General features: G+C 38.2%; 30 protein-coding genes. All 30 read left to right on the top strand.

Features of this window, described 5'->3' with window-relative positions:
• Positions 1 to 61: 61 nt before the first annotated feature.
• The 30 genes from HGP29_RS27045 to HGP29_RS26890 all read left to right on the top strand — a co-directional run bounded on the left by HGP29_RS27045 (position 62) and on the right by HGP29_RS26890 (position 25,075).
• Positions 62 to 1,723 (top strand): phage terminase large subunit family protein, encoded by a 1,662-nt coding sequence (locus HGP29_RS27045; protein WP_168885602.1) that lies wholly within the window; start codon positions 62 to 64, stop codon positions 1,721 to 1,723.
• A 348-nt stretch (positions 1,724 to 2,071) separates the two neighbouring features.
• A complete protein-coding gene (locus HGP29_RS27035) occupies positions 2,072 to 2,485 on the top strand; it encodes a hypothetical protein (RefSeq protein WP_211093432.1) in 414 nt (137 codons plus the stop codon).
• Positions 2,457 to 3,098 carry a GTP cyclohydrolase I gene (folE, locus tag HGP29_RS27030; RefSeq protein WP_168885599.1) on the top strand — a complete coding sequence of 214 codons (642 nt, stop codon included), beginning with the start codon at positions 2,457 to 2,459 and terminating at the stop codon, positions 3,096 to 3,098. The genes HGP29_RS27035 and folE overlap by 29 nt, the downstream gene beginning before the upstream one ends.
• Positions 3,098 to 3,898, top strand: coding sequence for a thymidylate synthase (locus HGP29_RS27025; protein ID WP_168885598.1), 801 nt, complete (start codon positions 3,098 to 3,100; stop codon positions 3,896 to 3,898). The genes folE and HGP29_RS27025 overlap by 1 nt, the downstream gene beginning before the upstream one ends.
• A 25-nt stretch (positions 3,899 to 3,923) precedes the next feature.
• Positions 3,924 to 5,816: a phage portal protein gene (locus HGP29_RS27020; RefSeq protein WP_168885597.1), complete on the top strand. Its 1,893-nt coding sequence runs from the start codon at positions 3,924 to 3,926 to the stop codon at positions 5,814 to 5,816.
• A 140-nt stretch (positions 5,817 to 5,956) separates the two neighbouring features.
• The gene (locus tag HGP29_RS27015) at positions 5,957 to 6,169 is read left to right on the top strand and encodes a hypothetical protein (protein WP_168885596.1); all 213 of its coding nucleotides are present in this window, start codon (positions 5,957 to 5,959) and stop codon (positions 6,167 to 6,169) included.
• A 166-nt stretch (positions 6,170 to 6,335) separates the two neighbouring features.
• Positions 6,336 to 7,151 (top strand): hypothetical protein, encoded by an 816-nt coding sequence (locus tag HGP29_RS27010; protein ID WP_168885595.1) that lies wholly within the window; start codon positions 6,336 to 6,338, stop codon positions 7,149 to 7,151.
• Between the two features lie 26 nt (positions 7,152 to 7,177).
• Complete coding sequence (locus HGP29_RS27005; RefSeq protein ID WP_168885594.1) at positions 7,178 to 8,161, top strand: N4-gp56 family major capsid protein; 984 nt, start codon at positions 7,178 to 7,180, stop codon at positions 8,159 to 8,161.
• 38 nt (positions 8,162 to 8,199) lie between these two features.
• The gene (locus HGP29_RS27000; protein WP_168885593.1) at positions 8,200 to 8,550 is read left to right on the top strand and encodes a hypothetical protein; all 351 of its coding nucleotides are present in this window, start codon (positions 8,200 to 8,202) and stop codon (positions 8,548 to 8,550) included.
• Positions 8,551 to 8,557: 7 nt separating this feature from the next.
• Entirely contained in the window at positions 8,558 to 9,457 is a 900-nt protein-coding gene (locus HGP29_RS26995) for a hypothetical protein (RefSeq protein WP_168885592.1), read from the top strand.
• The gene (locus HGP29_RS26990) at positions 9,454 to 9,894 is read left to right on the top strand and encodes a hypothetical protein (RefSeq protein ID WP_168885591.1); all 441 of its coding nucleotides are present in this window, start codon (positions 9,454 to 9,456) and stop codon (positions 9,892 to 9,894) included. The genes HGP29_RS26995 and HGP29_RS26990 overlap by 4 nt, the downstream gene beginning before the upstream one ends.
• Positions 9,887 to 10,618 carry a hypothetical protein gene (locus HGP29_RS26985; protein ID WP_168885590.1) on the top strand — a complete coding sequence of 244 codons (732 nt, stop codon included), beginning with the start codon at positions 9,887 to 9,889 and terminating at the stop codon, positions 10,616 to 10,618. Before HGP29_RS26990 ends, HGP29_RS26985 begins: the two co-directional genes overlap by 8 nt.
• Entirely contained in the window at positions 10,618 to 11,052 is a 435-nt protein-coding gene (locus HGP29_RS26980) for a hypothetical protein (RefSeq protein WP_168885589.1), read from the top strand. Before HGP29_RS26985 ends, HGP29_RS26980 begins: the two co-directional genes overlap by 1 nt.
• A gap of 72 nt (positions 11,053 to 11,124) precedes the next feature.
• On the top strand, positions 11,125 to 11,313 hold the full coding sequence (locus HGP29_RS26975) for a hypothetical protein (protein WP_168885588.1): 189 nt from the start codon (positions 11,125 to 11,127) through the stop codon (positions 11,311 to 11,313).
• The gene (locus tag HGP29_RS26970) at positions 11,313 to 11,576 is read left to right on the top strand and encodes a hypothetical protein (RefSeq protein WP_168885587.1); all 264 of its coding nucleotides are present in this window, start codon (positions 11,313 to 11,315) and stop codon (positions 11,574 to 11,576) included. Before HGP29_RS26975 ends, HGP29_RS26970 begins: the two co-directional genes overlap by 1 nt.
• A gap of 247 nt (positions 11,577 to 11,823) precedes the next feature.
• A complete protein-coding gene (locus tag HGP29_RS26960) occupies positions 11,824 to 12,147 on the top strand; it encodes a hypothetical protein (RefSeq protein ID WP_168885585.1) in 324 nt (107 codons plus the stop codon).
• Positions 12,144 to 12,566, top strand: coding sequence for a hypothetical protein (locus HGP29_RS26955; protein WP_168885584.1), 423 nt, complete (start codon positions 12,144 to 12,146; stop codon positions 12,564 to 12,566). The genes HGP29_RS26960 and HGP29_RS26955 overlap by 4 nt, the downstream gene beginning before the upstream one ends.
• Before the next feature lie 7 nt (positions 12,567 to 12,573).
• Positions 12,574 to 12,816, top strand: coding sequence for a hypothetical protein (locus tag HGP29_RS26950; RefSeq protein WP_168885583.1), 243 nt, complete (start codon positions 12,574 to 12,576; stop codon positions 12,814 to 12,816).
• A gap of 7 nt (positions 12,817 to 12,823) precedes the next feature.
• Entirely contained in the window at positions 12,824 to 13,282 is a 459-nt protein-coding gene (locus HGP29_RS26945) for a hypothetical protein (protein WP_168885582.1), read from the top strand.
• A 3-nt stretch (positions 13,283 to 13,285) separates the two neighbouring features.
• A complete protein-coding gene (locus HGP29_RS26940; protein ID WP_168885581.1) occupies positions 13,286 to 13,885 on the top strand; it encodes a hypothetical protein in 600 nt (199 codons plus the stop codon).
• Positions 13,882 to 14,355, top strand: coding sequence for a hypothetical protein (locus tag HGP29_RS26935; protein ID WP_168885580.1), 474 nt, complete (start codon positions 13,882 to 13,884; stop codon positions 14,353 to 14,355). Before HGP29_RS26940 ends, HGP29_RS26935 begins: the two co-directional genes overlap by 4 nt.
• The gene (locus HGP29_RS26930; RefSeq protein ID WP_168885579.1) at positions 14,355 to 15,137 is read left to right on the top strand and encodes a hypothetical protein; all 783 of its coding nucleotides are present in this window, start codon (positions 14,355 to 14,357) and stop codon (positions 15,135 to 15,137) included. The genes HGP29_RS26935 and HGP29_RS26930 overlap by 1 nt, the downstream gene beginning before the upstream one ends.
• Entirely contained in the window at positions 15,137 to 15,499 is a 363-nt protein-coding gene (locus HGP29_RS26925) for a hypothetical protein (protein ID WP_168885578.1), read from the top strand. The genes HGP29_RS26930 and HGP29_RS26925 overlap by 1 nt, the downstream gene beginning before the upstream one ends.
• Positions 15,496 to 16,077 carry a hypothetical protein gene (locus tag HGP29_RS26920; RefSeq protein ID WP_168885577.1) on the top strand — a complete coding sequence of 194 codons (582 nt, stop codon included), beginning with the start codon at positions 15,496 to 15,498 and terminating at the stop codon, positions 16,075 to 16,077. The genes HGP29_RS26925 and HGP29_RS26920 overlap by 4 nt, the downstream gene beginning before the upstream one ends.
• 7 nt (positions 16,078 to 16,084) lie before the next feature.
• Entirely contained in the window at positions 16,085 to 17,914 is a 1,830-nt protein-coding gene (locus HGP29_RS26915) for a hypothetical protein (RefSeq protein ID WP_168885576.1), read from the top strand.
• Between the two features lie 84 nt (positions 17,915 to 17,998).
• Positions 17,999 to 18,508 (top strand): hypothetical protein, encoded by a 510-nt coding sequence (locus HGP29_RS26910; protein ID WP_168885575.1) that lies wholly within the window; start codon positions 17,999 to 18,001, stop codon positions 18,506 to 18,508.
• Positions 18,509 to 18,568: 60 nt separating this feature from the next.
• Positions 18,569 to 19,444 (top strand): hypothetical protein, encoded by an 876-nt coding sequence (locus HGP29_RS26905; RefSeq protein WP_168885574.1) that lies wholly within the window; start codon positions 18,569 to 18,571, stop codon positions 19,442 to 19,444.
• Between the two features lie 280 nt (positions 19,445 to 19,724).
• A complete protein-coding gene (locus HGP29_RS26900; RefSeq protein ID WP_168885573.1) occupies positions 19,725 to 22,478 on the top strand; it encodes a hypothetical protein in 2,754 nt (917 codons plus the stop codon).
• Positions 22,468 to 23,361 carry a CIS tube protein gene (locus HGP29_RS26895; protein WP_168885572.1) on the top strand — a complete coding sequence of 298 codons (894 nt, stop codon included), beginning with the start codon at positions 22,468 to 22,470 and terminating at the stop codon, positions 23,359 to 23,361. The genes HGP29_RS26900 and HGP29_RS26895 overlap by 11 nt, the downstream gene beginning before the upstream one ends.
• Positions 23,362 to 23,827: 466 nt before the next feature.
• Positions 23,828 to 25,075 (top strand): hypothetical protein, encoded by a 1,248-nt coding sequence (locus HGP29_RS26890; RefSeq protein WP_168885571.1) that lies wholly within the window; start codon positions 23,828 to 23,830, stop codon positions 25,073 to 25,075.
• The last annotated feature ends 71 nt before the right edge of the window (positions 25,076 to 25,146 follow it).

Genomic DNA, 25,146 nt, shown 5'->3' with positions numbered 1-25,146 from the left:
CGGATAAGGACGGTTTAACTCACTGAAACACACAAATATTTAAAATCTAAATTAAATTTAAATGAAGACGGCTCGCGGCAATAGAGTACGTCTGAAAGCTCAGTCAAAAAAGAAGCTAGAGGATACGGCAAAGAATCTGGCGGATGATGACTTAATTCAACTAATATTAAATATAATCGAATTCGGAAAGGCATTAACGGGTATCGAATTATATTACTATCAGTTCTTAATAGTTTTCAGGGCAATCTATTCACTTCTGAAGGTTGATGGAGAAACCTTTACGGTTTTGATCAGCCGACAAGCAGGAAAGACAGAGGCAATCGTTTTTCTTGTTCCCACCATTACAGTGCTGTTCCCTGCAATGGCTAACATTCTACCGGAATACTTCTCACAGTTTAAAGACGGTGTTATGGTTGGACTATTTGCACCCCAAAAAGAACAGGTTTCTACAAGTTACCAACGTATTATGAAAGCCCTCAATAGCCAGTCGGCAGTTGAGATCATGGCAGATCCCGACATTGATGTAGAGAATACAAGTTCGGTAAATCTGAATCTATCAAATGGTAGTTTCATGAAAGGGCAGAGTTGTGGTAAAACATCAAAAATTGAAAGTAAGTCATTCTCAATCGCATTCATAGACGAGGCTCAAGATGTGGATACATGGATAATAGATAAATCCATTATGCCAATGCTAAGTGCTGTTGGTGGATGCTGTGTAAAAATTGGTACTACAGGTAGAACTAAAAACCATTTCTGGGATGACATACAGTACAACTCAAAAAGGTCTACAAGAATTAAGGACCCAAGACTAAAATTGCATTTTGAATTCAATTGGAAACAGGTTTCAAAATACAAAAAAGAAGTTTACGAGAAGACGAAAGTAAGAATGCACTCCTTCTATGAAAAGTCTGTATTGAATGAAAAAGCGAGAGCAGAGCGTAGGGGAGATACTGAAGCATTTGAACTAAACTATGAGTTAAAATGGGCGTTAGAAAGTGGTCAGTTTGTAACGGACTCTCTTTTTAAGAAAATGGCTAATGGTCGTAAAGGTTTGGCTTCCTACTTAAATGATGGAGATGTAGTTGTTGCAGGATTGGACATTGCAAAACATCCTGCATCTACTGTCCTTACTATAGCTAGAGTGAAGGAAGTTGACCAGGAAGGAGAATCAGAATTTGCTTTACCTATCAGAAAAAAGGAGATCCTACGATGGTACGATTTCGGAAACATGGACTACGAGCAACAGCACTACGCACTGCTTGATGCATTAAAGCTTTTTCAAGTTTGTATCCTATACGCGGATTATACCGGAGTTGGGCGAGCGGTAGTTGATCGACTTACGCATGCCTTGATGGAAGTTGTTGAGGTTGTTCCTTACACATTTACTCAACAAAGCAAATCCGAAATGTGGGTATCCTTATCAAACGATATGGAAAGTGGACGTATTGAATTTCCTGCTAACAAAGCCACACGATCTTCAGAAGAATTCACTAAATTTGAAGACCAACTGAAGGGTGTTACGAAAAGGTATGAGGGGTCTTATTTGATCTTGGAAAAAGACAGGGGAACGTTCGATGACTACGTGGATTCTCTCGGACTTATGGTACTTGCAGGCAATAGTATCATGGTTGAGAGCAGTGACTATCAAGTTGAAGTTGTTGATAATCCTCTTTATGCTGAATTGCAAAATTCAAGATCTATTTACTCAAACCTTTCTCATTAATACCATGTCAACATGTCAAGAATACTTATTGTATAGAAAACTAGAACGCGTTATCTCTCCCTATTTAAACAGTAATGTCAAAAACAAAATTGGAGGATATTCAAAGAACTTGAATAAACTAGAGAACATGACATTAGATGAACTTAGAGAATGCTATAAAATATACAATGAAAAGGGAATCGAAAGTTGTGTGAAATATCTTAGCGAAGCATCAGGTCAAAGGCTTGTGGATCGCAAAGCATCGTACCCCTGCAGAGATTCGATAAACTTAGAACAGAAACTTACAAACTTTAAACGGATTAAGTAATGCCAAGGAACAATTATCTATCCTTCAAATTTCAGAATTTGATGAAGGGGCTACCATATCTCAGAGATACTACACAAGTTCTGCAGGAGCTTGATGTTTTAAATCAAAATATACTCGAAGCCCAAGGTAAAGAACAGCTACAAAGGTTATTCGTTGATGTTGTTTTATGTCTTGCAGAATTATATGCATTAAACACTGTACTTAGATTAAGTGCAAAAGCTTCTCACAGTGAGAAAGTATGCATTACTTTCAGTGATTTAGTTATAAGCGATTACATCACAAAAGTTATCTTCTTGTATAAAAACAATACGGGAAGACATTTTTATGAGCTGTCATACAGTTGCTCAGAGATACTAGCATTAGTGTCTAGATTCTTTCTAGAAAGTACTGATACTGATATTAATTTACTTCTAAAAACTCGACAAAATGAAAGAAACAAAAAAGAAAAAAGCTAAGAATCCCGTTGCTGAAGAAACTAAAATTTCTCCTCAAGAAAAGATAGAAGCATCTGTACTGAGTATCATACAAACGCTTGGCTTAAACGCAGAGTCGGAAGGGTTGAGAGATACCCCGAAGCGAATAGCAAAGTTCTTCACCAATGAATTAGTCCACGGTCTTGATCCTACCAAAGTACCTAAAATAACGGCATTTAAAGAACCTAATGCTGAGTTTGTAATGCTATCGGATATTCGTTTTTACTCTTACTGCGAGCATCACTTTATGCCCTTCTTTGGTAAAGTTAGTTTTGGATACAACCCAAAAAATGGATTGATACTTGGTCTTTCAAAAATACCTAGACTGATACAATACCTTGCAAAGCAACCAACCACACAAGAAAATCTAACAAAGATTATTCATCATGTATTTTCTAAGATACTGGGACATGGAGAAATTGCTGTCATGGTTTCGGCAAGACACACATGCATGATGGCAAGGGGGGTAGAAGAAGCAGAGTCAATTACACATACCTCAAAATTTGCTAAAGTGTTTTATACTCAATCAGAACTGTCACATCAAAAATCTATTATGGTAGATTCACATAGCAGAGCTGTAGCGAAAGGATTATAATGGAGCAGTATCACAAATTGTTAAGCCATGTATTAGAGCATGGCGAGTTACGAGAAGATAGGACGGGTATTTGTTGCTTTTCTGTTTTTGGTTATCAAATGCGTTTTGACTTGAATAAAGGATTTCCATTACAGACGACTAAGAAGCTGCATTGGAAAAGCATCGTTCATGAATTGCTTTGGTTCCTGAAGGGGGATACCAACATAAAGTATCTGAATGAAAATGGTGTACGTATTTGGAATGAGTGGGCGGATGAATTTGGAGACTTGGGACCAATATACGGTAAGCAGTGGAGGAGCTGGAGAGATAATTTAGGTATCGAATACGATCAGATTTCAAAATTGATTTATGATTTGAAAAGAGATCCTAAAAGTCGTAGACATATTGTATCTTCGTGGAATGTTTCGGACTTGCAAGAAATGGCCTTGCCTCCGTGCCATCTACTTTTTCAATTTTATGTTTCGAAAGACAAAAAACTATCTTGCCAATTATACCAAAGATCAGCCGACCTCTTTTTGGGCGTTCCTTTCAATATCGCTAGTTATGCTCTTCTTACGCATGTTATCGCACAAATTTGTGGGTATGGAGTCGGTGAATTTATACACACAATTGGCGATGCTCATATTTATAGCAATCACATTAATCAGGTTAAGGAAGTCTTAAGTAGAGTAGAACGGCAACTACCTACACTATCCCTTGACATTGAAAAAAACGCAAACATCGAGGATTTAGATTTCAATCAAATTCATTTAAACGATTACAACCCTCACCCAGCTATATCGGCAAAAGTAGCTGTATAGGGTTTCCACACAAATATTTTAAAACATGGCACTTAATCAGAAAGTGACTGTCAACCCTTATAACAAGGTTAATGAGGAGGGCAGCACTATACTTCGTGATTATGTAAGTTCTACTTTTATTGCGGGCGCACCGGAAACAGAAACAAAAAGAATTTTACGATACAATCTTTTTTGGAAGTTCTATAATGGTGAACATTGGAAAGATCTGAACGAAACACTTCTTGCTTTTAACTATGTAAAAGCCTTTGTAGATAAGATCAATATGTACCTTCTTGGTAAAAATGGTTTTTCTTTCAAAGTGACAAAGTACTCTACTGATGTAGTGGATGAAGATATAGAGAGAAAAGCAGAACAGTTTTTACTTCGACATTGGAAACTGACAGGCAAAGCGATCTTTGCACATGAACTGCTTCAGATGGGAAGTGTTTGCGGAGATGTTTGGGCGATGGCACAATGGGTCCCAGACATGAATTATGTAAAATTCTCTGTATTAGATAGTAGACATTGTTACCCCGAATTTGATAAGGGGGAGTTTGACGATGTAACTGCTTTTATGATTCGTCAGCCTTTAGTAAAAAACAAAAACAACTATAAACTAAAGATTACAAGGTTTACCAAAGAAACGATTCAGACTTGGTTCCAAATAGATACCTCTTACGTCAATCCCCAAAAGTATGAATTCAGCGAGGCAGAGAATAAGTTTGGATTTATACCAATAGTCCATATAAAAAATAGACCGAGGGCAGGACACTATTTTGGAGTATCCGATGCAAACGACATCCTAAAAATCAATAAGATTTATAACGAAATGTCCTTGGATATTAAAGCCATAATTGATTATCACTCTAGCCCAACGACTGTAGTTACAGGGGCAAGCGTTGGAGGATTAGTTCGTGGTCTTGGAAAAGTTTGGTCAGGACTTCCGCCCGAAGCACAGGTATTTAACTTGGGATTGGATGTAGATCTTTCGGCAGCAAAAGACTATAGAGATAGTTTGAAAATGTCGATGCATGAACTTTCGAATGTTCCCGAAAATTCGCTTGGAAAAATTCAAGCTATATCCAATACTTCTGCAGCAGCTCTTAAGCTAACCTATCACCCGATTATTCAGGAAGCGGATCAAAAATGGATGTGCTATGCTGAAGGTATTGCAAGTCTTAATGCATTAGCTTTCAAAATTTCGAGAATTATGGGGGGCAATGTTCCCTATATCAAGAAAACAATTGCAGAACTAGACTCTATAGAAAGTGTTCTTTTTGAAAATGAATATAAGATAGAGCCTGTCTTCGAATACGGTTTCCCTCAAGATAAGATCCAAGAAGTTCAAGTTGCACAAACAGAGCTTCAACTTGGAATCAATTCAAAGAAAAGAATCATGAATAATCTGGGTGTAAATAACGCAGAAGAAGTGATGCAAGAGTGGAAAAATGAAAAGATAGCGGAGGCCGAAGTAGAAGCGGAGAGAGCCAATATGCAGCAAAAGGTACAAACTGAGGTGCAGATTGAAATGCAAGAACTTCAGCAAAGGCAACAAATCAAGCTACAGGAGATACAGCAGCAAGCTCAGTTGAAAATGCAGGAAGTTCAACAAGAAATGCAACTCAAACTGCAAATTGAGCAGCAAAATATGCAGAAAGAAATGGCAATATTCCAAGCTGGCTTACAGGAGGAGCAGCAGCTTAGACAAATGAATTATCAAGAAGAGCAGCAGCACAGACAAAGAATAGCTGAGGAAGAAAGAAACATACGACAAACTCAGTTTACAAATGCAGAACAACTTAAAGTTGCCGAGAAACAAAACAAGCTTTCCAATGATCAACAGAAAGAAATGGCAATTTTCAATAAAGAGTTGGAAGCACAAAAATTAGTGGAACAGAGGGAATTAGAATCCTCGGGAACCCCCCCGCAAGAAGAATAAACATAGTAAGTTAATTTATATAAGATCATTAAAGCCTTGTAATTTTTTTGCAAGGTTTTTTTAGTTCTTGTTGACGGTCTGCAATTTACTAGTCAGCTTTGTATTATAAGACTAAAAAATCCACACAAATATTTTAAGTCATGAGAAACGAATATGATGCAGCTTCTTCACTTGCGGCAAAAGTGAAAGCTGATGGTAAAAAAACTTCGGGAGCATTCGTGAATAACGTAAAGGCTCCTTTGGGAAATCAGCACATGATGGAAAACAGCATTAAGCCTGAAGCATCAAGCCGATTGAACGCACAATTGCGTAACCCAAATGTTCACTACCCGAACACTGAGTATCACAAATAATCTTTTAGCATAATTAGTCAAAAGCATGTCACAAAATACAGCACAACAACCCACGGCAACACCTAATCCACCACAATCTGTACAGACTACAGGGACTACCCCTGTTCAAACGTCAGCTTCGAGCCAACAGGTTCAGCAACAGATTCAAAGCAACACTTCGCAGAACGTGACACATACAGTTCCGCAACCACAACAGAATCCAACACCGCCACAGCCACAACAGGTTCAAACAATTATGCTCGACGGCCAAGCTGTTCCTTTAGATCAAGCTCAAGCTTATCTGAATAGTCAAAGACAAGTAGAGAAAAATAGAATGTATGATACGGTCAACAATCTTAGATCTCAACTTGCGACTAACCAACAGGTTCAGCCTCCTCAATCCCCACAACCTCAGAATCACAACCAGACTCAACCACAGCAAGGGGTAGAGACTGTTCCTACAGTACAACAAATCCCCGCTGCAAATCAAAACTTGGACCAAATCGTAGCTAGTAAAGTAAATGATATTTTACAGGCAACAGTAGCCCCACTTACTCAAACGCTACAGTCAGTACAGCACCAACAGATTGAGAACTACCGACAGCAAAAGATTTCAGAATACGGTGATCAGATCATTCCCGAAATGATCATGGGAGGAACACCTCAAGAAATCGATGCTTCAGTTGAAGCCTCAAAAATGGCGAGAGCGAGGTACAACAACGCTCAACCACAACAACCGCAACAAGGAGTACAGCCAACTGCACAACCTACACAACAAGCAGTAGCTCAACCACAACAACCGCAGCAACCATCTGTTGCTCAAATGTATCAGACTCCTCAAGCGCAAGCCCCATACCCGCCCGTTCAGTCCGTTGTCACAACACCAACCGAGAACCAACTGATCGCTCCAGGTATGAGGGGGGACTCTCCAGAATACGCCAATGTGCGTGAAGCTGCTCTAGCATCAGTACGAGCGCAGATGTCAGCGAATTACGGAGGGTAGTTCTACACACAAATATTTAATCTAAGATGTCTTTCGTTAATAGTAACGGTCAAGCATATTCTTCTGCTATCCAAGGCGGGTATAACGCTACAAGCCCAGGCACAAATGGTACGGTACTTTCTCAAGCAGTTCGTGATGTTTACTCGCGTGAGCTTTTATATCATGCACAACCACGACTGAAGTTTCTTCAATTTGCTAAGGAGAAAACAAACTTAATGACTGCACCAGGTAAGCAGGTAATCTTCACTCGTTTTGATGATTTAGGCGTTAGTGGTGGCACATTGGATGAACACGCTACAATTTCATCTCAAGCACTTAGTTCCAGTGAAATTGGAATTACGGTTCAAGAGAAAGGTAATGCAGTAACACTCTCAGAGTTTAAGTTACGTGTATCCATGTTTGATTTGATTGAGGAGGCAACTATTGCTCTTTCAAACGATATGGCAAAAACTCTAGATAGTGAGTTGAGAGATATTGTAACATCTACACCAAACGTATTGTATGGTGGTGGTAAAGCCGATCTTGCATCACTATCGGGATCAGATAATTTTGATTCAAATTCTGTATTAGATGCAGTTGAACTATTAGCCTCTAATGATGCCCCTAAGTTCAATGGAGAGTACTACGTATGTATCGCATCTCCAAGGCAGTTAAGGCAATTACGCGAGGATTCAAGATGGATCGAGGCGAATAAATATGCTGGTACACGTCAACTTTTTTCAGGTGAAATAGGCACTTATGAGGGTGTAGTCTTCCTTGAGACAACTCAAATGCCTGTTTATGATCCCGCTGCTTATGCAACGAAGTATGGAGTAACGGCTCCTTCTGACAGAGTATCCGAAGCAGTTATCTTTGGCGAGAATGCTTATGGTAATGCTTGGGGTTTAATGCCACAAATTCGTGAATCGGGTGTTAGTGATTTCGGAAGAATCAAAAGTCTAGCTTGGTATGCTATCTGGGGTACGGGCTTGATCGAAGAAAAAAACATCGCAAAAATTGTAACTAATTAATTCACATGAGTATCGCTAAAGAAGTAACCGATAAGTACGTGGAGCTGTTTGGAAAAGAACCAAACAAGTCTAAGAAAGAGGAAACTCTTCTTAAAGAAATTGCTGAAAAAGAAAGTGAAATTCTAGCACAGGAAGCTGTCTCTATGGATACAGTTCCCGTTGTTCCTGAATCAAACGAAGCTAAACCAATTGCAAGCCCTGTGAGTGCAGTTGTACAGCCTAAAGTAAAAAGAGAAACGGAGGTTCTTGTCCGCAAGCCTTTAAAGGCAACTGTGGGTAAAACGACTTATAATATCACAGCTAGCCAAGTTGGTAAAGCTGTCATATTACCTTCGAATGTTGCTTCAGTGTTCGCTTATTCAGGACATGTGCAGATCATTAGCAGATAGATAAAACATGAGTACGTTGTATCAGAAATTTATTACATCAGTAAGAGAACTTTCTTATGATCGTTTTGTCACAAATTTGGGACATATACAGCATAATGAAGGTGTTCTTACAATCTCAGACAACATGTTGAAAGTTGTAAACGGGGGTGGCGACTATTTAATTCTGGATTTCAGTCCTGAGACTCCTGTAATAGATTTGATAAACGTACTCATTGTTCAAGCTCCTGATATTGTTCTGTCTCTTGGGCCAAGTTTTTATTCAAGTACGGATCTATGTAGCGACCTTGTTCAAGTATCTGATGTTAGCATAGATAGTCCTTATGCTTTTTATAAAAAAAACTTCTTCAGTGAAAGCACGATTGCAGAAGTATTAGCATGGTTTATTGAAGTGCATGACGTACAGATACTAAGTACTACAACAGAAGAAATCTTTGACGAACTTGGTAGATTTTTTCCTGTAGGTCACTTTGCTACTTGGTGTGCTTATCGATTGTTAGAGAAGAGAAGGGTTGCAGAAAAAGCAACAATGTCATTAGATGTTTCAGTTACAAAAAATGGAATAACTCAAAATCCTGTAAATACGGATGTGACAGTCAATGCTACTATTGGCAACCTATCTTTATCAGAAAATCCTTCATCGCAAGATTTTGCTAGAATAGAAAAAATTGGCAGTGAAAACGTTTTTGGTGATGAGTCTAGCTTTTGGTATAGACTGCAATTGCATTTGAGAGGTATAGTTGAGCAACGATATAAAGATTTTTCATTAAGACCAGATGTATTGAGGGTTAGTGATACTCAATTAGAGAAGACTTCGAATTATTTAGCTCATTTCGATTCGTATCCATATACGCTTTCTCCTTATACACGAGGTCTTCTTGATCCATCGCATACAATATTCAACGAATGATAACAAACTCTCTCACACTACAGCGGTTTTTAGCACTTCAATCAAGAGTGCATAAGGAGGTTGAAAATTCCCCTTTTTCTGTTCGTCTTCATATACGAAAAGCACTTCCTTCAGAAAATGGATTTAAAAATTTTATTGGAGAAGTAGAAGTAGTAGAAAAGTCGTATACGATAAATTGTTTATATAACAAACAATCACAGCAAGAGGAGCGTAGGGAGGAAGGTAGATTTTCAAGTTCTACAGCAGACATCATGATTTCTCCTATACAATTAAACCGAATAATAGGGTCAACTAGCCTTGACAATAAAAACCTCAGAGTTGAATTTTTAGGTAAAGAGTACTTCTCCCCGAAAATCACTTTAGAGGATGAACTATATAATTCTTGCTTGGCTATTCGAATTGAACTAGAAAGTAATAAACAGTTATACAATGAGTAGTTTTTTACACACACTTGAAAAACTGTTCTCGAATATGGAAAGGTCTTTGGATAAAGCTTCATCGCTTACAAAGACCTTTTTTCGTACAAAAGAGACAGTACTTAAAAAAGAAGCGAAAGCTGAAAAAGAAACGTTTCATAAGAAATCGGAGGCGACTAAAACAGAGTTTTCTAAAGCATCCGAAAAAAAAGAAGTTGAAAAAATAGCTAGTAGCTTGAAAGAGCGCAATGAACTAGCTAACTTGCCTAAAGAGCTACAAGATAGACTTAAAGAAGTCTCTAAACTTAATGCTGAAGCATACATAAAACAACTTAAAGCAAATCTCCAAAGCAACAAGTTTGGATATGAGCTTAACGAATCAACACTAAAAAAGCGAACAGCAAGAGGTTCTGAATCCAATACCCCCCTCATAGATACAGAATCTTATATCAACTCACTAGAAGTAACCAAAAGTGATACTGACGGATTTTATGCAGTTGGTATAAAAGAGGGCGAACATCCCCGTTCAAAAATACCCCTCTCAAAGCTAGCACTACAATTAGAATACGGTTTTAAGCAACGCCCACATGGAATGCCCCATTGGCGCCCCACTTTGGATGAAACGTTGCCCGACATGAAAAAGCAACTTGAAGAAGTAGTCAGGAAAGAGCTAAAAGCACACTTCGAAAATGCAGTTGCTTTAGGGTTGAACCCTAAGAATAATACGCCCCTTAGCAGAAAATAATGGGAAGATTTGTTCGAGTAAAATCTCACTTCAAGAAGAAGAACGGAAAACTTGCTACAGTTAGAAGCCATGTACGTGAAGTTCAAAACAAGTACGGTATTCAAACTCCTATAAAGGTTAATCTAAACCATAAGGCAGAGGGTACTAGTCTTGCACATGTGGCTACTAAAGTCGATGAAAAAAAGATGAAGCCAGTTAGTCATGAGCTAAACATGGATGTAAATAAAATCGGCAAAAGCGGGGAGAACTTTGGGAAGATTCTTAGGCACGAATTGGGTCACATCGTAGATTCTGAAAAAGTGAAAATGAGCAAACCAACAGACACTTGGAGCAAGAATACAAAAGAAGGTAAGAAGGCCATGAAGAAGTTGCGAAAAAAGTCTGGATCAAAACAGTCCGCAAAAGAATTGTTTGCTGATCACTTTACAATCTAATGCAACATATAAGGGTACTCATTGAAAAACTTCTCAAAGATTTAAAAGAAAATAGACATGCAAAAAGTCGGAATGTACAAACGCCAAGCAAACAAAGTTGGTGTTCACAAGCGAAAAATGAAAAACGGTAAAGTAGTAACCGTCCGAGGTTATACCCGTAAAGCTTCAAACGTAAAAAGCTACTCCAGAGCAAACAAGGGAATGGGTAAGAAAGTTCGTGCTGCATCTGGAAAGATGGTGTATGTAAAACGAGGGGTTTAATGGCAACAGTAAAAGCACATTACAGAAGGAAGAAAAAAGGAGGAGTTAGTGTAGTTAAATCACACTTCAGATCTAGACATTCTATTGTTAGAAAATTTAGCCCTGTAAAGCGAGCAATTTTAGGACACTTACCTCACGCAAAATTCCTAGATCGAATTTTTTATGTAAGTGCTTTGCTTCAAAAAAGAAGAGATGAATTTTCTTCAAAAAGTCCTTCTCAATCGATCCCGAATGTTTCACATGAAAATCACTTACGAATATGATAACGGTCAAGTCACATTTCCGTGGGGGTAAGCTTGTTAGATCACATAAGCGATCACTAAAAAAACGAGTTACAGACTTTGCTAAAAAACATAAAAGTAAGCTTACACATTCAGCAGCACTTTTGGGGGGAGCTGCTTTAGGAGCTGGTGGAGTCAAACTACGCAATGACATAAAAAAGTTACCATCAGAATTTTCAAGCGCATTGTCTGAAAGTATAGGTAAGGGAATATTTAATACAAGAAAAAAATGACAATAGTAAAAAGTCACTTTCGTAAAAAACGCAAAGGTGGGGTTTCAGTCATAAAATCTCACAAGAGAACAACTGTCAGAAGTCATTTTGTTTCGCGTGTAATTGGCAACCCTTTTTCTGAATCTGAAAAAAAGAGAAAGAGATTCTATAGCAACCTAAAGACAGGGGCTTTACTTGGTTTAGGATACTCACACGGAAAAGGTAAACTGATTCCTACGATAAATAATACAGTCATCCCTTCAGTAAAAAAGTATGGTCAGTATGGAATAAATATCCTAGCTGATGGAATTAAGGCACAAAAACAAAAAGCACACAGATGATTACAGTAAAATCACATTATCGAAAAAATAAAGGCGGTGGAGTTTCTGTTGTAAAGTCTCACAAAAGAGATTCTAAAACTATTAAATCCCACTTCCGAAAAGGAGTAGCTACCGGTCTAAAGGTGGTGGGAGGATTAACTACAGCGGGTGGTAGTGCGTACCTAGGGATGGCACAAAGAGACGAGCTGAATAAGTACTACCTGAAGCGAAGAAAAGAAGGCCAGAATTTTATCCGAGCAGGTTTTGGTCAACACCTCGATGCAAGAAAAGCACATAAGGAGCGCTATACAAAGAATAGGGATTCAGGGCAAAACATCTTTAAAGCAAAATGGAATGCTTACACAAAAGAAGAAAAGCGTGCAATAAAGGCAATGGCTGCAGGTGTAGGTATTTCAACGGTAGGAAGTGCAATTAGATAGCTCAAATATGATTACAGTAAAATCTCACTACAGAAAAAGCAAGTCGGGTGGAGTTAGTGTAGTTCGATCCCATAAACGGGGAAAGATTCGAGCGAAACTGAAGAAAGCAGGAAACAAAGCCTGGAAGAGTGCTAACAAATTTGTTGCCTCTCCAATTGGAGGTCTTGTTGGTGGAGTTGTCACAGGAAAAGCGATAGATGGCATCACAAAAAATGCTGTCAAGTATGGTTCAAAACTAATTAAACGATAATAAAAAAATGGTAACTACGGTTAAGTCACATTACAGAAAATCCGCATCGGGTAAGATGTCTGTTGTTAAGTCTCATAAACGCTCAAAAAAATCCCTTAAAGAAAGAGCTAAAGGGATGTATACTAAAGCAAAAGGTGCTGTAGGTAAAGCTGGAGCATTTGCAGGTAAACACAAACGTAAAATTGCAGGCGGTATCGGAGCAGCAGCAGCTTTAGGTGCAGCAGCTTACGGTGCAAACAAAAGATATGGATTATCAGGTAAAGCACTCTCTAGTGCGTTCTCTGCAAAGGCTGCAGGAAAAGGCAGATTTGGTACAGCTGTAAGTGCAGCAAAAGGTGCGGGTCGTGGACTGACAAAAGGTATCGCAGGCGATGTTAAGTCAGGGTATGGTAAAGTTAGAGGTGCAGCGCGAGGTGCTAAGCTATCATACCTTAAAAAGAAAAGAGCTTCAAGAAATAAGAAGTAGTCTATGGCAACAGTAATTGTAAAATCCCACTTCCGTAAAAAAAGCGGAGGTGGGGTAGCTGTCATTAAGTCTCACAAAAGATCGACTAAACAACGTCTTAGTTCAGCAATTTCAGCTACTAAAAAATTCGCAAAAAAGCATAAAGGTAAGCTTGCAATTGGAGGAGCGATTCTTGGTTCTGCAGCTGCGGGTGCTTTAGCTTATAATAAAGGGTGGATTAACCTAAAAAGAGATGGAGCTAACGCTGATCATCTAATGGAGGGCAGTAAGCAGGTAGCAAAAAGAAACACAAGTAAAGGTAAGTCAAGCAACTCCCTTACTTGGATGGACGGAGGGTACAGAAAAAGAAAGTATTTAAGAAATTCTGATATGTATGCTCAAAAAGTAATTGGATTAGATTCCAATAACATCTCTAGCTATAAAAACTCAGTAGGCAAAATTTCTTCAGATGACTTGAAGAATGTAAAAGCCATTAATGCTGCGGTTAAGTCGGGAAAGATGGATAGATCAGAAGCTGCCTCTTATGTAGGCAACATCTTCAAGAATAGAAAAGATGCAAGACTGACTGCAAGAAATAAGCCTCGTAAAATAAGAAAGCGATGATCATAGTTAAGAGCCACTACAGAAAAGGTAAGATCATTAGATCACACAAAAGAGCCGTTAAAAAAAGCTTTTTTAAAAGACATCTAAAAGCTATTGGTATAGCAGGAGCAGGAGTACTTGCCTTATCTGCAGCAACAGCGGGGGCTTATAAATATGGAGCAGACAGGGGATTTAATTCTGGATTTGTTCATGGTGCAAGAAAAGGTCTTAGCAGGTCTTCACTAAGAGCTTTTAGTAAAGGAGTTTCCTCAACACAAAGCCCTGATAAAGTACTGAAAGAATATAATCAGTTAGCGTTTACGGAGCCTGTAAAAGCAAAAGAACATCTAGCTCAAATTGTAGTTAATGCTAAAAATTTTAGTAGTGGAATGTCTAAAAGATGGAAGGCTAAATATAATGAACCTGCGATCACAATTAATGCTAGAGTGAAAGCTAGAGGAAGAAGAATTAGAAGAAAGTTTAACTCTTAATGATAGTAGTAAGATCACATTATCGAAAAGGAAAAACTGTAAAAGTTAGATCTCATTTTCGTAAGCAATTTAAGTCTTTGAATGAGAAACTTTCTCATGCCAAAAAGTTTACAAAGAAGAATAAAAAATACCTAAGACTTGGAGCAAAGATTGGCGGTATTCTTATTGGTAGTGGCTTGGCTTATAAACATAGACACTCTCTTGATAATGCGATTGGCAGTACTATAAATAAGTTCAATAATAAATTTACTACGTCAGGAGGGAGCTTCAGAAAAATAGCGGGGTCAAATAATTTTACAAACTCCTATACGGACGACCTTGGTAGACTGCGTGATAAAGAAACTGACATTATTCTAGCAATGCCTGTCGCGCTAAAAACAAAGATTAAACTTCCAGGTAGTGATTCAAGCATAACGAAGTCCATTGGTGCAAGAGGACGTATGTCTGAATTAGCACAACTTAATAAACATTCCGGTGTAGCCTATACAGGAGAAGGATTTACTACAAAGCCCCTGCAGGATATGCTTACGGATGCAAGAGCAAATGGTAAAGACTTCAACTTTCAAAAAATGATCGAAAGTTTATATGATCCACCAAAGGGTTCCCCTGCAAGTCTTGGCAGTATAAATAAAGGTGTTCAAAAAGCAACCTTACCAGAATCCCATGAAAAGGTTTTTGGTACAGGTAATCAAACCAAGGGCGCCGAATATGTAAATGATTCATCCAGAGCTAGCCAAAAAGAAAAGTGGGCTATGCTTATGAAAAATAAAAAGAAACGCTGATGAATACTATAGTAAAATCACACTACAGAAAAGGTAGAATCGTAAGGTCCCACAAAAGGAAGTGTGGAAATAAGAAAACAGTCAAGTCTCATTTTATAAATAAGAAGACAGTTACAGGTTTTGCGAAAGGGGCTCTTGGCAGAAAAGCGGGAAGTTTTGTTGGCGCTGCGATGGGTTATAAAGACGATCAAGGTAGTGCCTCTAATACACTTGGAAAAACTGCTAAAAAGTGGTTAAACAATGATCCAAAGGGTAAAAAGCTAAAATCAAAAATATGGAAAGGAGTTAGATCACTCTCCAAAACAAAAACAGGAGGTGCATTACTAACTACTGCCAATCGACTAAAAAAATACATTAAATGATACATGAATTCATAGAAGGGGATGCACTCTTTTCAAGTCAGTTTTGTGGTCAAAATCACGATGAACCTTTTGATGCTACTAGAGACGGAAAGCAACTCAGCTTGAAGGTAAAGTTTTCAAGAAAAGGAGATAGCAAAAATCTGACGGCTGAAGATTATAGTGCTAATAGCTTGCTTATTATTCCTAGAGGTCAAGCTCCTTCTACAATGTATCATAACATGCCCTCGATTGCACCAAAGGTAATTCTTCCAAATAATCTACTGTTAGAGTCCCCTTACTACATAGAGTATAAGTTTGATGTCAAATCGATAACATCTAGTTACGAAGATAATCAACAAGTTAAGACGGTTTTTCTTCAAAAATTTGGTAGCGAGGGATGGTTTGAATACTCAACTAAGTACTATGGATTGTGCCGATGCCGATATACAGTAAACTATAGGGACTTAGACACTACGGATGGGGTGTTTGAACATGTGGCAGACTTCACGGTATTCCTGTGGGTTGCTCCTAGCCAACCTGAAGAGTTTGTTCCATCTATAGTAAACATCAACTTAAATATTAAATCACCTTCAATTTAAAATAGATATGTCAAAAAAATTACTGGGGTTAAATCTCCAAGAAGGCATTTCAAATGCAACGTCCCCAAAAGCGGGAGTCTCTAAGCATAATGTTGGAATGATAATGCAGAGAAGTAAAGGGCCGGTAAATGTCCCTATCGAAATTACTTCCCTTTCTGAAGACAGAGAAGTTTTTGGGGTCGGATCCCCAACCAAAGCGGATGTGCAAGTAGAAGCAATGTACAAACACGCAGGTCAGTATGGCGTTACCATGTATGGTATTCGTTTAGCGGGAGAGGGATCTACTGCAGCAACGGCATCATATACGGTTGCTCCAATTAATGATCAAGCAGTTGTAGAAGACGAACTGCAGGCGGTTGAAGCGGATAAATTAGCCTCAAAAAAATACTCTTTTTCTGCACTAGAAGAAGGAGATAAAGTTATCATCAATGACGGTTCTTCAGACCATGAAGTTGTAGCTCAGAAAGGAGAGTCAATTAGCAATTTTGTGAAAAGACTTTCAGAATGGCTAACCTCTCAGAAAGTTAATGCTGTAGCTGTATTTGAAGACTACACGTATGCGTATTCAAAAAATACACTTACAGTAAGTCACACGCAAGCAAATACTGCAATTGCTTTAGTAGTTTCAGTAGCAAATACAACTGTAGATCCTTTGAAGGTATTTACCGTTACTTCAGCATTTAATGGAACGGAGTCACCAGGAGAGCATGGCAATCTACTAATGGTTGATGTATTTCCTCCAAGTCAGTCTATCTTGGATCACCCTTCTCCCTCAGAGTGGGCGATGGTTGTGTACGAGGATGGTGTAGTGGTAGATACCCTTTATGCATCAGACATGATTGAACTTTCTGAGCGTTCTGAATCCTCAAAGTATGTACTACTAGAAGCTAATTCTCCAGAACACACATTAACGAGTAAGGTTACTCTAATGCTGACGGGGGGATTGTATGTTACTCCAACAGAAGCAGATTATGAAGGAGTAGTAGAAAATGACGAGAAAAAAGGATTCAAGCTCTTTGATGGTCAAGATGTACAAATAGTCCTATCGGATGTACAGACTCTTGAAATGGCTCAATATGGCAATGCCTACGCCCTAGAAAACGGCAGAGTAACCTTTGTTTGCAATACTCCAAAAAATGCAAGAGAAAGCGATTTTATAGCCTATAACGATGCTTTGAATAGTGGAGAATCCCTTTCAAATACTGCGGTGTATGTGGGGTGGATGACGATCCAAGATGGAAAATATAAGAAGATTATTCCTTCAGCATCTTCAATTATTGGTTCAGCCTATATCCATCTATCTAAAAATCAAGGAGGACACGCACATATTGTACCTGGAGGAGTTGGTGCAAGGATCAATGCGATTACTGTAGATACAAAATCATTTGATAGAAAAGAACATACAAAGTATTTGGAAGCATACGGTGTAAACTTTATTGGTCACACTAACAAAAACGGATTCTTTGTTGTCTCGTCTAGAAGTCAGTCGAAAGCTGAATTGCATCAGTCAATTTCCATTAGACGACAAACGATGTTTTATCTCAATTACATTGATGAAAACTATCAATGGCTATCTCAAACCTCTAATTCGGGAGATTTGGTAGGGCAAGCAAAGACTTCTTTACGTCAATTTTTCAAGAGACAATATGAGCTTGGGGCTTTAGAAAACTCTATTCCATTTGAAGAAGCATACATCTTTGTTTCGGATGAACAAAATAATCCTGTGGGACAAAGTAGAAAAGAAAAGAACATCGATATAAATTGGATTCCAACGGAGGTATTGGAGTATGCTAACATCTCATTGAATAGAAATGATGGTGTCCTAAACGTATCATAAAAATAAACTTGCAAGAAATCGCTGTCGGCTATCGGCATTTAGTCGGCAGTATTCTTCATTAATCACACAAATACATTTAAGCTTATGTCAACAAAACCAGCGGATTTGATGGTGAATAATGGATGGTTTTTAGAACTATCTCTTTCTCCCGAAATTTCTTCTTCTCCGGCTACTCAGGCAGTTCTATCAGCACTTGGACTAGACAATGTCTTAGGCGGTGGTAAAAACTACAGGTTTGAAACACTCTCAGGTCTTCAAGAAACAATGGAGCATGTGGAGACTGTAGACGCGGGTACTAACAAGAAGAAAAAATTCGTAAATCAGATCCTTGATTTAGGGGAGCTTTCACTTGCTCGAACAGAAGAAGGTACAGCTGAAGATATTGAATTGGCAGGTATCGTTAAAGCATGCCAAAAAGGACTGAAACTTACAGGAAGACTTACAAAAAAACATCATGGAATTCCTTTAAGAGTTATCATTCTTGAAGGGTTTGCTTTTAAGTCTAGAACGTACCCCACATTCGATGTGCAAGGAACTGATAAGTTTCAAATGCAGTACGGTGCTTTTGCTGATGATCATTTTGACGAGAACTAATCTTGATGCCCCGCATTTTTTTTCTCAGCTTTGTTTAGTTAAGGTCAAATACTAAGTATAATGAAAACAATTAAACTAGACGTAACCTATTCGTTTTCGGGCGATAGAGTAGAGGAGGCCACTCTTCTACCAATTAATGGTGCTGCAGAAAAAATCTTCACTAAGCGAAATTCAGAAAAACCGTTTTCTTGGTTCGCTAATGTGATCAGTGCGGGGTGTTCCCAATTAGGGAGGCATTCAAGTGCTGAAGAAGTTCGCAAGAAATTCGCGGAAAGTGGGGATGTGAAAATTCCTCAAGTAGTATTAGCGATGCCTATGGCTGTTGCAAATACACTGCTCCTAGAGATTCATAGACACTTGTGGGAGGACTTATTGGAAAATCAAGAAGTGATTTGTAAGTACTGCACGAAAACGCTAGCGATGGATGTAGACTTACACAAGATAGACTACTCGGAAGAAGACTATGAAAAAATTGACGAGGCAGATGGCGAGTTTGATGTGTTGACTACAAAACTTACAGAAGGGTATGTCTACAAATCTCCTAAAAAAAGAGGAGAACTTGTTGAGCCAGAACTAGACGGCATCACTTTTAATCAGTTTGAATTTAGGGCCCCAACGTTACGCGACTGTATTCAACATGAAAACAGCTATGACGATGACATTGAATTTTGGAGAAAAATAGCAATGAACTGTATCATTGGTATTAAGCAAGTCAGCGATTCAGGAGAAATTATTAGTGAACTTCCATCAGAGCTTTTCAAAAGAAAAGGGTTAAAAGTTTTTGATCAAATTTTCAGAAAAGACCTTCAGGCGATCCGTAACTGCGTAAGAGATGAAATCCCCGCTTTATCTTTCGCATATGAGGACACTTGTGCCTGCTCAATGAGTAAACAGATTCCTGTATCTGCACAGTCGGGAAACTTATTCTCTTCATAAGCAATCATCTATTAAATAAGGGCATTTCTGCGGATAATCCTTTATGTACTTCAAAAGCACATGAGGTATATCATCAGATTTATAAGGGAGTTATACACCTATTTAAGCCTACTGAAGAGTATAGTTTTGACTCCATGTTCCACTTGTTTCTCAAGCGGTTAAATTTTTCTTCATATAAAGACTTTCTACTTCTACCTACAAAAACACGTAGGTCTATTCTACAACAAGAACTGCGGGTAATGGAAGAGGAAAGCAAGAACTCAAATACCAGACAGTAGTCATGAATATTTTCGATTTTGCGGTAGATATTAAAAACATCTCTGTAGTAGATACAGTAACAGATAAGTTATTGAAACTTTCTGCAGCAAGTAAGAATGCATACAAGTCTATGTATAACGCACTTGATCCAAAAAATCTAGAAGAGATGATGAATAAAAGTAAAGTCAAGGCTTCCACAGCCAAAAAAGGCTTTACTTTTTCTGGGCTTTGGACAGATGCAAAAAAGCAAATAAAAGATGTTGAAAAGCAAGTAGATAAGCTTAGTGATAAGTTGAATAAACAGCTTGGACTAGAGTCAACAGGTAAAACAAAAAAATACCTCAAGTCAATAGCAAAAACACAAGCTGCTATTTGGGTGTTACAGGGTAAAAATCCTTTACTAGAAGGTGCTAGACTTCTTGGCTTAAATGCCGAAAAAGCTGAAGCTGCTCAAAATGCCGTGAATGGCCTTTCTAGAGAAAACAAAGGATTGATTGGAACAACAAGAGCTGCTTATGGATCACTTCGAAATCTGACTTCAGGGTTGATCGACTACATTGCATATGTCGGAGGTGCTTACCTTGGCACACAAGCCTTTGTTAACTACTTAACAGAGATGGAGTCCCAAACTCGAAAAGCATATTTGGCTTTTGGGTCCTTAGAAAATGCAAGTGCAGCTTACGCTAAGATTCAGTCAAACATCGCATCAGGGAATTTTTCGGGTAATGTAGAAGACCATATTGGTATAGCTCAAGAACTAAGTAGAAAAGGAATCAACTATTCAGACAAGGACTCAAGAATGATTTCTGATATGTCAGAAGTGTTTGGAGTTAGTGTTTCTGAAGCTGCTCAAAATTATACCAACATTCTTTCCGGTGATTTATCTTCTCTTGAAGGGCTTATCGCAGGAGCTACGAAACATGGAGAACTTTTACAACAGCAATACTTAGATCCAAGAAAGCTAGCTGAAGCAACTAGAGGGTTCCTACACGAACAAAAAGAAATCCACAGAATTGCACTGAAAATTCCAAGTTCACTTTCTCAAATATTAGAGAGATATAAGGCGATGGGAGGCATATTCATGAAAGCCCTTTTTGGTGATGTGAATAGCCCCGACTCGTTTGGAGAGATGGTGAAAAAATCATTGACGGATGTTCTAGAATACCTTAGAAAAAATCAAGGAATCATTACAGGTTTTGGTCAAGCTATTGGAGGTGTATTTAAACTTACTTGGACGTTTTTTAGAGAATTAACTAAAGTGTTCTTTCTCTCTGAATCCAAGTTTTCTGCATTGGTCGGAGGTAAAGATGGCATTAATAATCTTCTCAGAAACTTCATCATCAAAACGGGAATTTGGGTTGAAAAAGTAAAGTGGTTTTTTCAAGAGTACGGTTCTGAAATAAAGACTGCAATTTCCTTAGTTGGTAAATGGCTACTTGCTGTTTATGGATTTAAGCTTGCCAAATGGTTTGTTGTATCTGGACTACAGGCAAAGCAGTTTTTCAATGTCATGTCTTTGGGATCTCACCTTATGACTAAAAAAGCGTTCCCTTTAATGAAGCGTTCATTAAGTGCTTTAGGATTACAGTCTATTACAACAGCAAATGCATTTAGAGTACTGCGTATTCAAATGTGGAAACTCTCAAAGATGTCAATAAGACAAGCTGCTGTTGGCTCTGTTAAATCATTAGGTACTTTGGGTAGAAGCATCATGTCTCTTGGAAAATCTCTTCTTGGGGTTATTCCTTTAGTTGTATCGTTTGGTGCTGCTATATGGACGGCTATTGCTCCAATACTCCCGATAGTAGGGGCTGTGGCTGCTTTGATTGGAGTGGTCGCTCACTTCTCAAGAACGCTATACAATTTCTACAAGTCAAATAAGAGCTTTGCTTTAGGGGTGAATATGATTGCCGAGTCTGTAAAAAATCTTTGGAAGTTTTTCTCGTCTTGGTTTGATCAACTAGTACTCGATTTTAAAGTAACCTATCACTTTATTTCGACATTCATAAAAAGTATTCCTGAGATGTTCCGCAATGGAATGCAGTCTATTAAGAACTACCTAGAGAGTGAGGATAACCCTTTGGGATTTCTCTTTAAAGATCATGCATTTCCTTTTATAGACAAGCTGTTTGAAAACTTAAAATCAGTGATGAATTGGTTTGAAGGAACTCAGTTTGGAAAGTTTATTTTAGGAACGGGGGATTGGATGTTAGAAAAGATGACATCTTGGGGATCCAGCATCGCAAATGCAACGGACACAATGCTTATAAATCAGCAGGCAGAAACCTATGCCTCTCTTATGGCTAATCAGGCATTGAAAGCAAACTCTGAAATCACTTTAGCTGAACTTTCTAAAATTCGAAAAGAAGCAAAAAATCAAAAGCTTTCTGAACTAAAAGGCGGAACATCTACAGTTCAAAAAGTAGTTGAGAAAACGGACAAACAATTCGAAGGAAAGAAGGGCAACGCAACCTTACTAGAAGCTACAAATCAAACAACCCAAGAAGGGATTGATTATACAAAAAATCTATTTGGTTTTGGCGATGGTAGTAGAGGGGTTGATGTTAATAAAAAAGCCTTGGAGATCAAATCTAATGCCTCGAATAATGAAGGAGGTACTATGATAGGTACTGCAATAGATAAGGTAAGCATCAACATAGAACCTGGAGCTTTTAGCGGAACGGGAGTTACTTCTTCAGAAGTGGAGATGGTAATCAAAAAAGCACTAAAAGAATTTGAGAAAAACATGAAAACTAGGGTAGCATATGGCGGATAGTCTCATTTCAAAATTAAGTAATATTTCGGGTGGCGGTTCCGCAGATCATAATCTTCTGTGGATGGAAAGGCTTTTCAGAACTGCACCCAATCCAATTGCATCAAACCAAGCAGGTTTTTCTAATAACTCTCCTTACTTCATTGAAGGCGAAGATGGAAGCAGAAATACTTTCACTCTTAGGACCAACACGCTAAAACTTGTTCCTAGAGGAGTTATTGCTTTAGCTAAAGATCTGAATTCTTATTACGTCTTTCAATTCAACCCCGAAGACTTGAAAGATAAGAAAGAAGTGACCTATACAGATAGAGAATCCCCCTTGCGAAACTATTTAAAATACGCATGGACAAATGGCGGATCGAGGAGGATAACGTTTACTCTATTTGTTGATGAAACAGAAAGGTATTTAAGTATTAAACCTTCAGGCAGTTCGCCTAAAGCATACGCTAGATCCAACGTTAATTCCCCTGTTGCTGAATCTTCAGTACAGCGTGTGCAAGACGATATAGATTTCTTCAACTCTTTGATCAGACCCGATATACAGGAAGAAGGAGGAAGACCAACCTTTGCAGGAATCCAAGGAAGAGACTTCTACACCTTTAGAAAATTCTCACCTCCTCCACGTATTGTTTTTTCCTACGGGGATTCTATACATGTTGAAGGAGTCATAAGTGACTTAGACATAGACGTTTTACTCAGAGATGAAAATCTATACCCCGTTAGAGCGAAAATTTCAGTCACAATCCGAGTCGATGAGGCAAAAGAACCAGACTCTTTAGCTAAAACTTCAATAGCTGCTATTTCAATTTCTAGAGGTTCACTAGGCACATCAGCAAATGATCTGTACGCAGGAAATGATTCAATACAAAATAATAATCAAGCTTAATGATTAGTGAAGATTTCTACAGCATAAACGATTCTAGAGTGTATTTAAACAACACTCCAATTTTTCCCCTAAAACCAAACGCGAAAGCGTTGGAGAGTGAGGAGTATATAATGTCTCATGGAGAAACTTTATATGATGTTGCTCGAACTAAATACAGCGATGAATCCTTATGGAACATCATCGCAGAGTGTAATGATTCAAGACTTCCTGATGACTATAGTGCGGGAGATAAAATTTACATACCAAAACTAGTTGTACTAACATGAGTAGATTAAAAACATTTGGCGTAGGAGAAAAAGTTCTTTACGCATCCAAGGGTAAATATAAAAGAGGCACGATAGTAAGCATATTTTCGTCTCCAACGGGGGTAGAAAAATGCATCCTGTATTGTGATACTCGAAAGAGAAATATTAGAAGAAAGCTTTCTAGTCTTTCAACATTTGCAGAGCAAAGAAAAAAGCAATAAATGAGTTTTTCTAATTCATATTGGAAGGTATTTGTAGACGGTAGAGATCTTTCCGATTCGGTAAAATCAATACATATCGACTACAAAGCAGATCTGTTAGTTCACGCTAGTTTTTCTGTCACAGGAGAGTTTGCGATTGCAAGTTTAAGGACTATGGCGCCTGTGGAACTCTCGCTGGGTACGTTAAGGGGATACACTAATAATGATACGACCCAGTACAGAAAAAAAGCTTTTAAGGGGACGATCAGAGCTGTAGATCTTGAGTTAAGTGATTCGGGTACAGCTAAGGCTAATGTCACATGTGTTGGAAAGGGTTTCTCTCAAGAGGTACATTATGAAGCGTACCCTTCAGCAGAAGAATCAGATACACTAAGAACTTGGGCTAAGAAAGAAAAAATAAAAGCCTCTGAAATACTAAAAAATATCGCAGAAGGTATGGGGCTTAAAACAAACAGCTCAGACTTAAAGCTTCTTGGTGATTTAGAATTTTCATTAGATGCTCCTTTAATTCAAAAAGACCTTACCGACCAAGCACTACTTAATAAGTTGGTAAGCTATTTAGGTTGCCATTTATACATTGAAAAAAATGAAGATGGAGATAGCTTTTTAAGAGTTGTTGCAAGTACAAAGCAAGAAAGTGGTGACTTAGTTTTCTTCAGAGTAATGCTTAGAGAGGGGGAGAGTTTAGATAGCTTCGAACCTATAGAGCCTTCAGCAACAAATCAGATTCAGATCAGAAATGTTTCTGTATCACATGATGTTGCCGATGCTTCAAAAGTTAGAAATAATAAGGTTACATACTTTGATGAAGGAGAACTGAAAGAGCTAACTACATGGACATATAGTAGAAAAGACGAAAATGGTAAAGACATCAACGAATACTATACCTATGAGTTGAATGACTATTACAAAAGTCTTTCTGATGAAGAGCAGAAAAAAGTTGAAAGAAAATTAAATACCGAAGGAGGCCTTACTAAAGAAGAGCAGACAAAGTTTTTTAAAAGAGCGAGGTCTTATGATACAAGAGCAAGATTTAAGATAAAGCCATATTTCGGTATTGAAGTGGAGGCGACATGTGATGGAGACTTTAGGCCAGTGCGAGGTAAGTACTACAATGTAAAAGGCATTCTTCAATACGATTCAACATCACAAAGATACACCACAACGGATGCTCGTTTTTTGTTAGTATCTGTACTACACAATTGCGATAAAGAAGGTTTTACTACAACATTAAAATTCAGAAGATAATGCGAGAGCTTCATGGAGATGAACAGATCGGAGTATTGCGAGCTACCTTCTTAGGTAAACAACTCGAATCA

It is taken from the genome of Flammeovirga agarivorans, from assembly GCF_012641475.1.
Lineage (GTDB): Bacteria > Bacteroidota > Bacteroidia > Cytophagales > Flammeovirgaceae > Flammeovirga > Flammeovirga agarivorans.
This window is presented reverse-complemented; position numbering and strand designations above follow the sequence as displayed.

Coding starts and splice junctions, on each gene's coding strand:
- HGP29_RS27045 (WP_168885602.1), top strand. CDS start 62: ATGAAGACGGCTCGCGGCAATAGAGTACGTCTGAAAGCTCAGTCAAAA.
- HGP29_RS27035 (WP_211093432.1), top strand. CDS start 2,072: ATGAAGGGGCTACCATATCTCAGAGATACTACACAAGTTCTGCAGGAG.
- folE (WP_168885599.1), top strand. CDS start 2,457: ATGAAAGAAACAAAAAAGAAAAAAGCTAAGAATCCCGTTGCTGAAGAA.
- HGP29_RS27025 (WP_168885598.1), top strand. CDS start 3,098: ATGGAGCAGTATCACAAATTGTTAAGCCATGTATTAGAGCATGGCGAG.
- HGP29_RS27020 (WP_168885597.1), top strand. CDS start 3,924: ATGGCACTTAATCAGAAAGTGACTGTCAACCCTTATAACAAGGTTAAT.
- HGP29_RS27015 (WP_168885596.1), top strand. CDS start 5,957: ATGAGAAACGAATATGATGCAGCTTCTTCACTTGCGGCAAAAGTGAAA.
- HGP29_RS27005 (WP_168885594.1), top strand. CDS start 7,178: ATGTCTTTCGTTAATAGTAACGGTCAAGCATATTCTTCTGCTATCCAA.
- HGP29_RS26995 (WP_168885592.1), top strand. CDS start 8,558: ATGAGTACGTTGTATCAGAAATTTATTACATCAGTAAGAGAACTTTCT.
- HGP29_RS26990 (WP_168885591.1), top strand. CDS start 9,454: ATGATAACAAACTCTCTCACACTACAGCGGTTTTTAGCACTTCAATCA.
- HGP29_RS26985 (WP_168885590.1), top strand. CDS start 9,887: ATGAGTAGTTTTTTACACACACTTGAAAAACTGTTCTCGAATATGGAA.
- HGP29_RS26980 (WP_168885589.1), top strand. CDS start 10,618: ATGGGAAGATTTGTTCGAGTAAAATCTCACTTCAAGAAGAAGAACGGA.
- HGP29_RS26975 (WP_168885588.1), top strand. CDS start 11,125: ATGTACAAACGCCAAGCAAACAAAGTTGGTGTTCACAAGCGAAAAATG.
- HGP29_RS26970 (WP_168885587.1), top strand. CDS start 11,313: ATGGCAACAGTAAAAGCACATTACAGAAGGAAGAAAAAAGGAGGAGTT.
- HGP29_RS26960 (WP_168885585.1), top strand. CDS start 11,824: ATGACAATAGTAAAAAGTCACTTTCGTAAAAAACGCAAAGGTGGGGTT.
- HGP29_RS26955 (WP_168885584.1), top strand. CDS start 12,144: ATGATTACAGTAAAATCACATTATCGAAAAAATAAAGGCGGTGGAGTT.
- HGP29_RS26950 (WP_168885583.1), top strand. CDS start 12,574: ATGATTACAGTAAAATCTCACTACAGAAAAAGCAAGTCGGGTGGAGTT.
- HGP29_RS26945 (WP_168885582.1), top strand. CDS start 12,824: ATGGTAACTACGGTTAAGTCACATTACAGAAAATCCGCATCGGGTAAG.
- HGP29_RS26940 (WP_168885581.1), top strand. CDS start 13,286: ATGGCAACAGTAATTGTAAAATCCCACTTCCGTAAAAAAAGCGGAGGT.
- HGP29_RS26935 (WP_168885580.1), top strand. CDS start 13,882: ATGATCATAGTTAAGAGCCACTACAGAAAAGGTAAGATCATTAGATCA.
- HGP29_RS26930 (WP_168885579.1), top strand. CDS start 14,355: ATGATAGTAGTAAGATCACATTATCGAAAAGGAAAAACTGTAAAAGTT.
- HGP29_RS26925 (WP_168885578.1), top strand. CDS start 15,137: ATGAATACTATAGTAAAATCACACTACAGAAAAGGTAGAATCGTAAGG.
- HGP29_RS26920 (WP_168885577.1), top strand. CDS start 15,496: ATGATACATGAATTCATAGAAGGGGATGCACTCTTTTCAAGTCAGTTT.
- HGP29_RS26915 (WP_168885576.1), top strand. CDS start 16,085: ATGTCAAAAAAATTACTGGGGTTAAATCTCCAAGAAGGCATTTCAAAT.
- HGP29_RS26910 (WP_168885575.1), top strand. CDS start 17,999: ATGTCAACAAAACCAGCGGATTTGATGGTGAATAATGGATGGTTTTTA.
- HGP29_RS26905 (WP_168885574.1), top strand. CDS start 18,569: ATGAAAACAATTAAACTAGACGTAACCTATTCGTTTTCGGGCGATAGA.
- HGP29_RS26900 (WP_168885573.1), top strand. CDS start 19,725: ATGAATATTTTCGATTTTGCGGTAGATATTAAAAACATCTCTGTAGTA.
- HGP29_RS26895 (WP_168885572.1), top strand. CDS start 22,468: ATGGCGGATAGTCTCATTTCAAAATTAAGTAATATTTCGGGTGGCGGT.
- HGP29_RS26890 (WP_168885571.1), top strand. CDS start 23,828: ATGAGTTTTTCTAATTCATATTGGAAGGTATTTGTAGACGGTAGAGAT.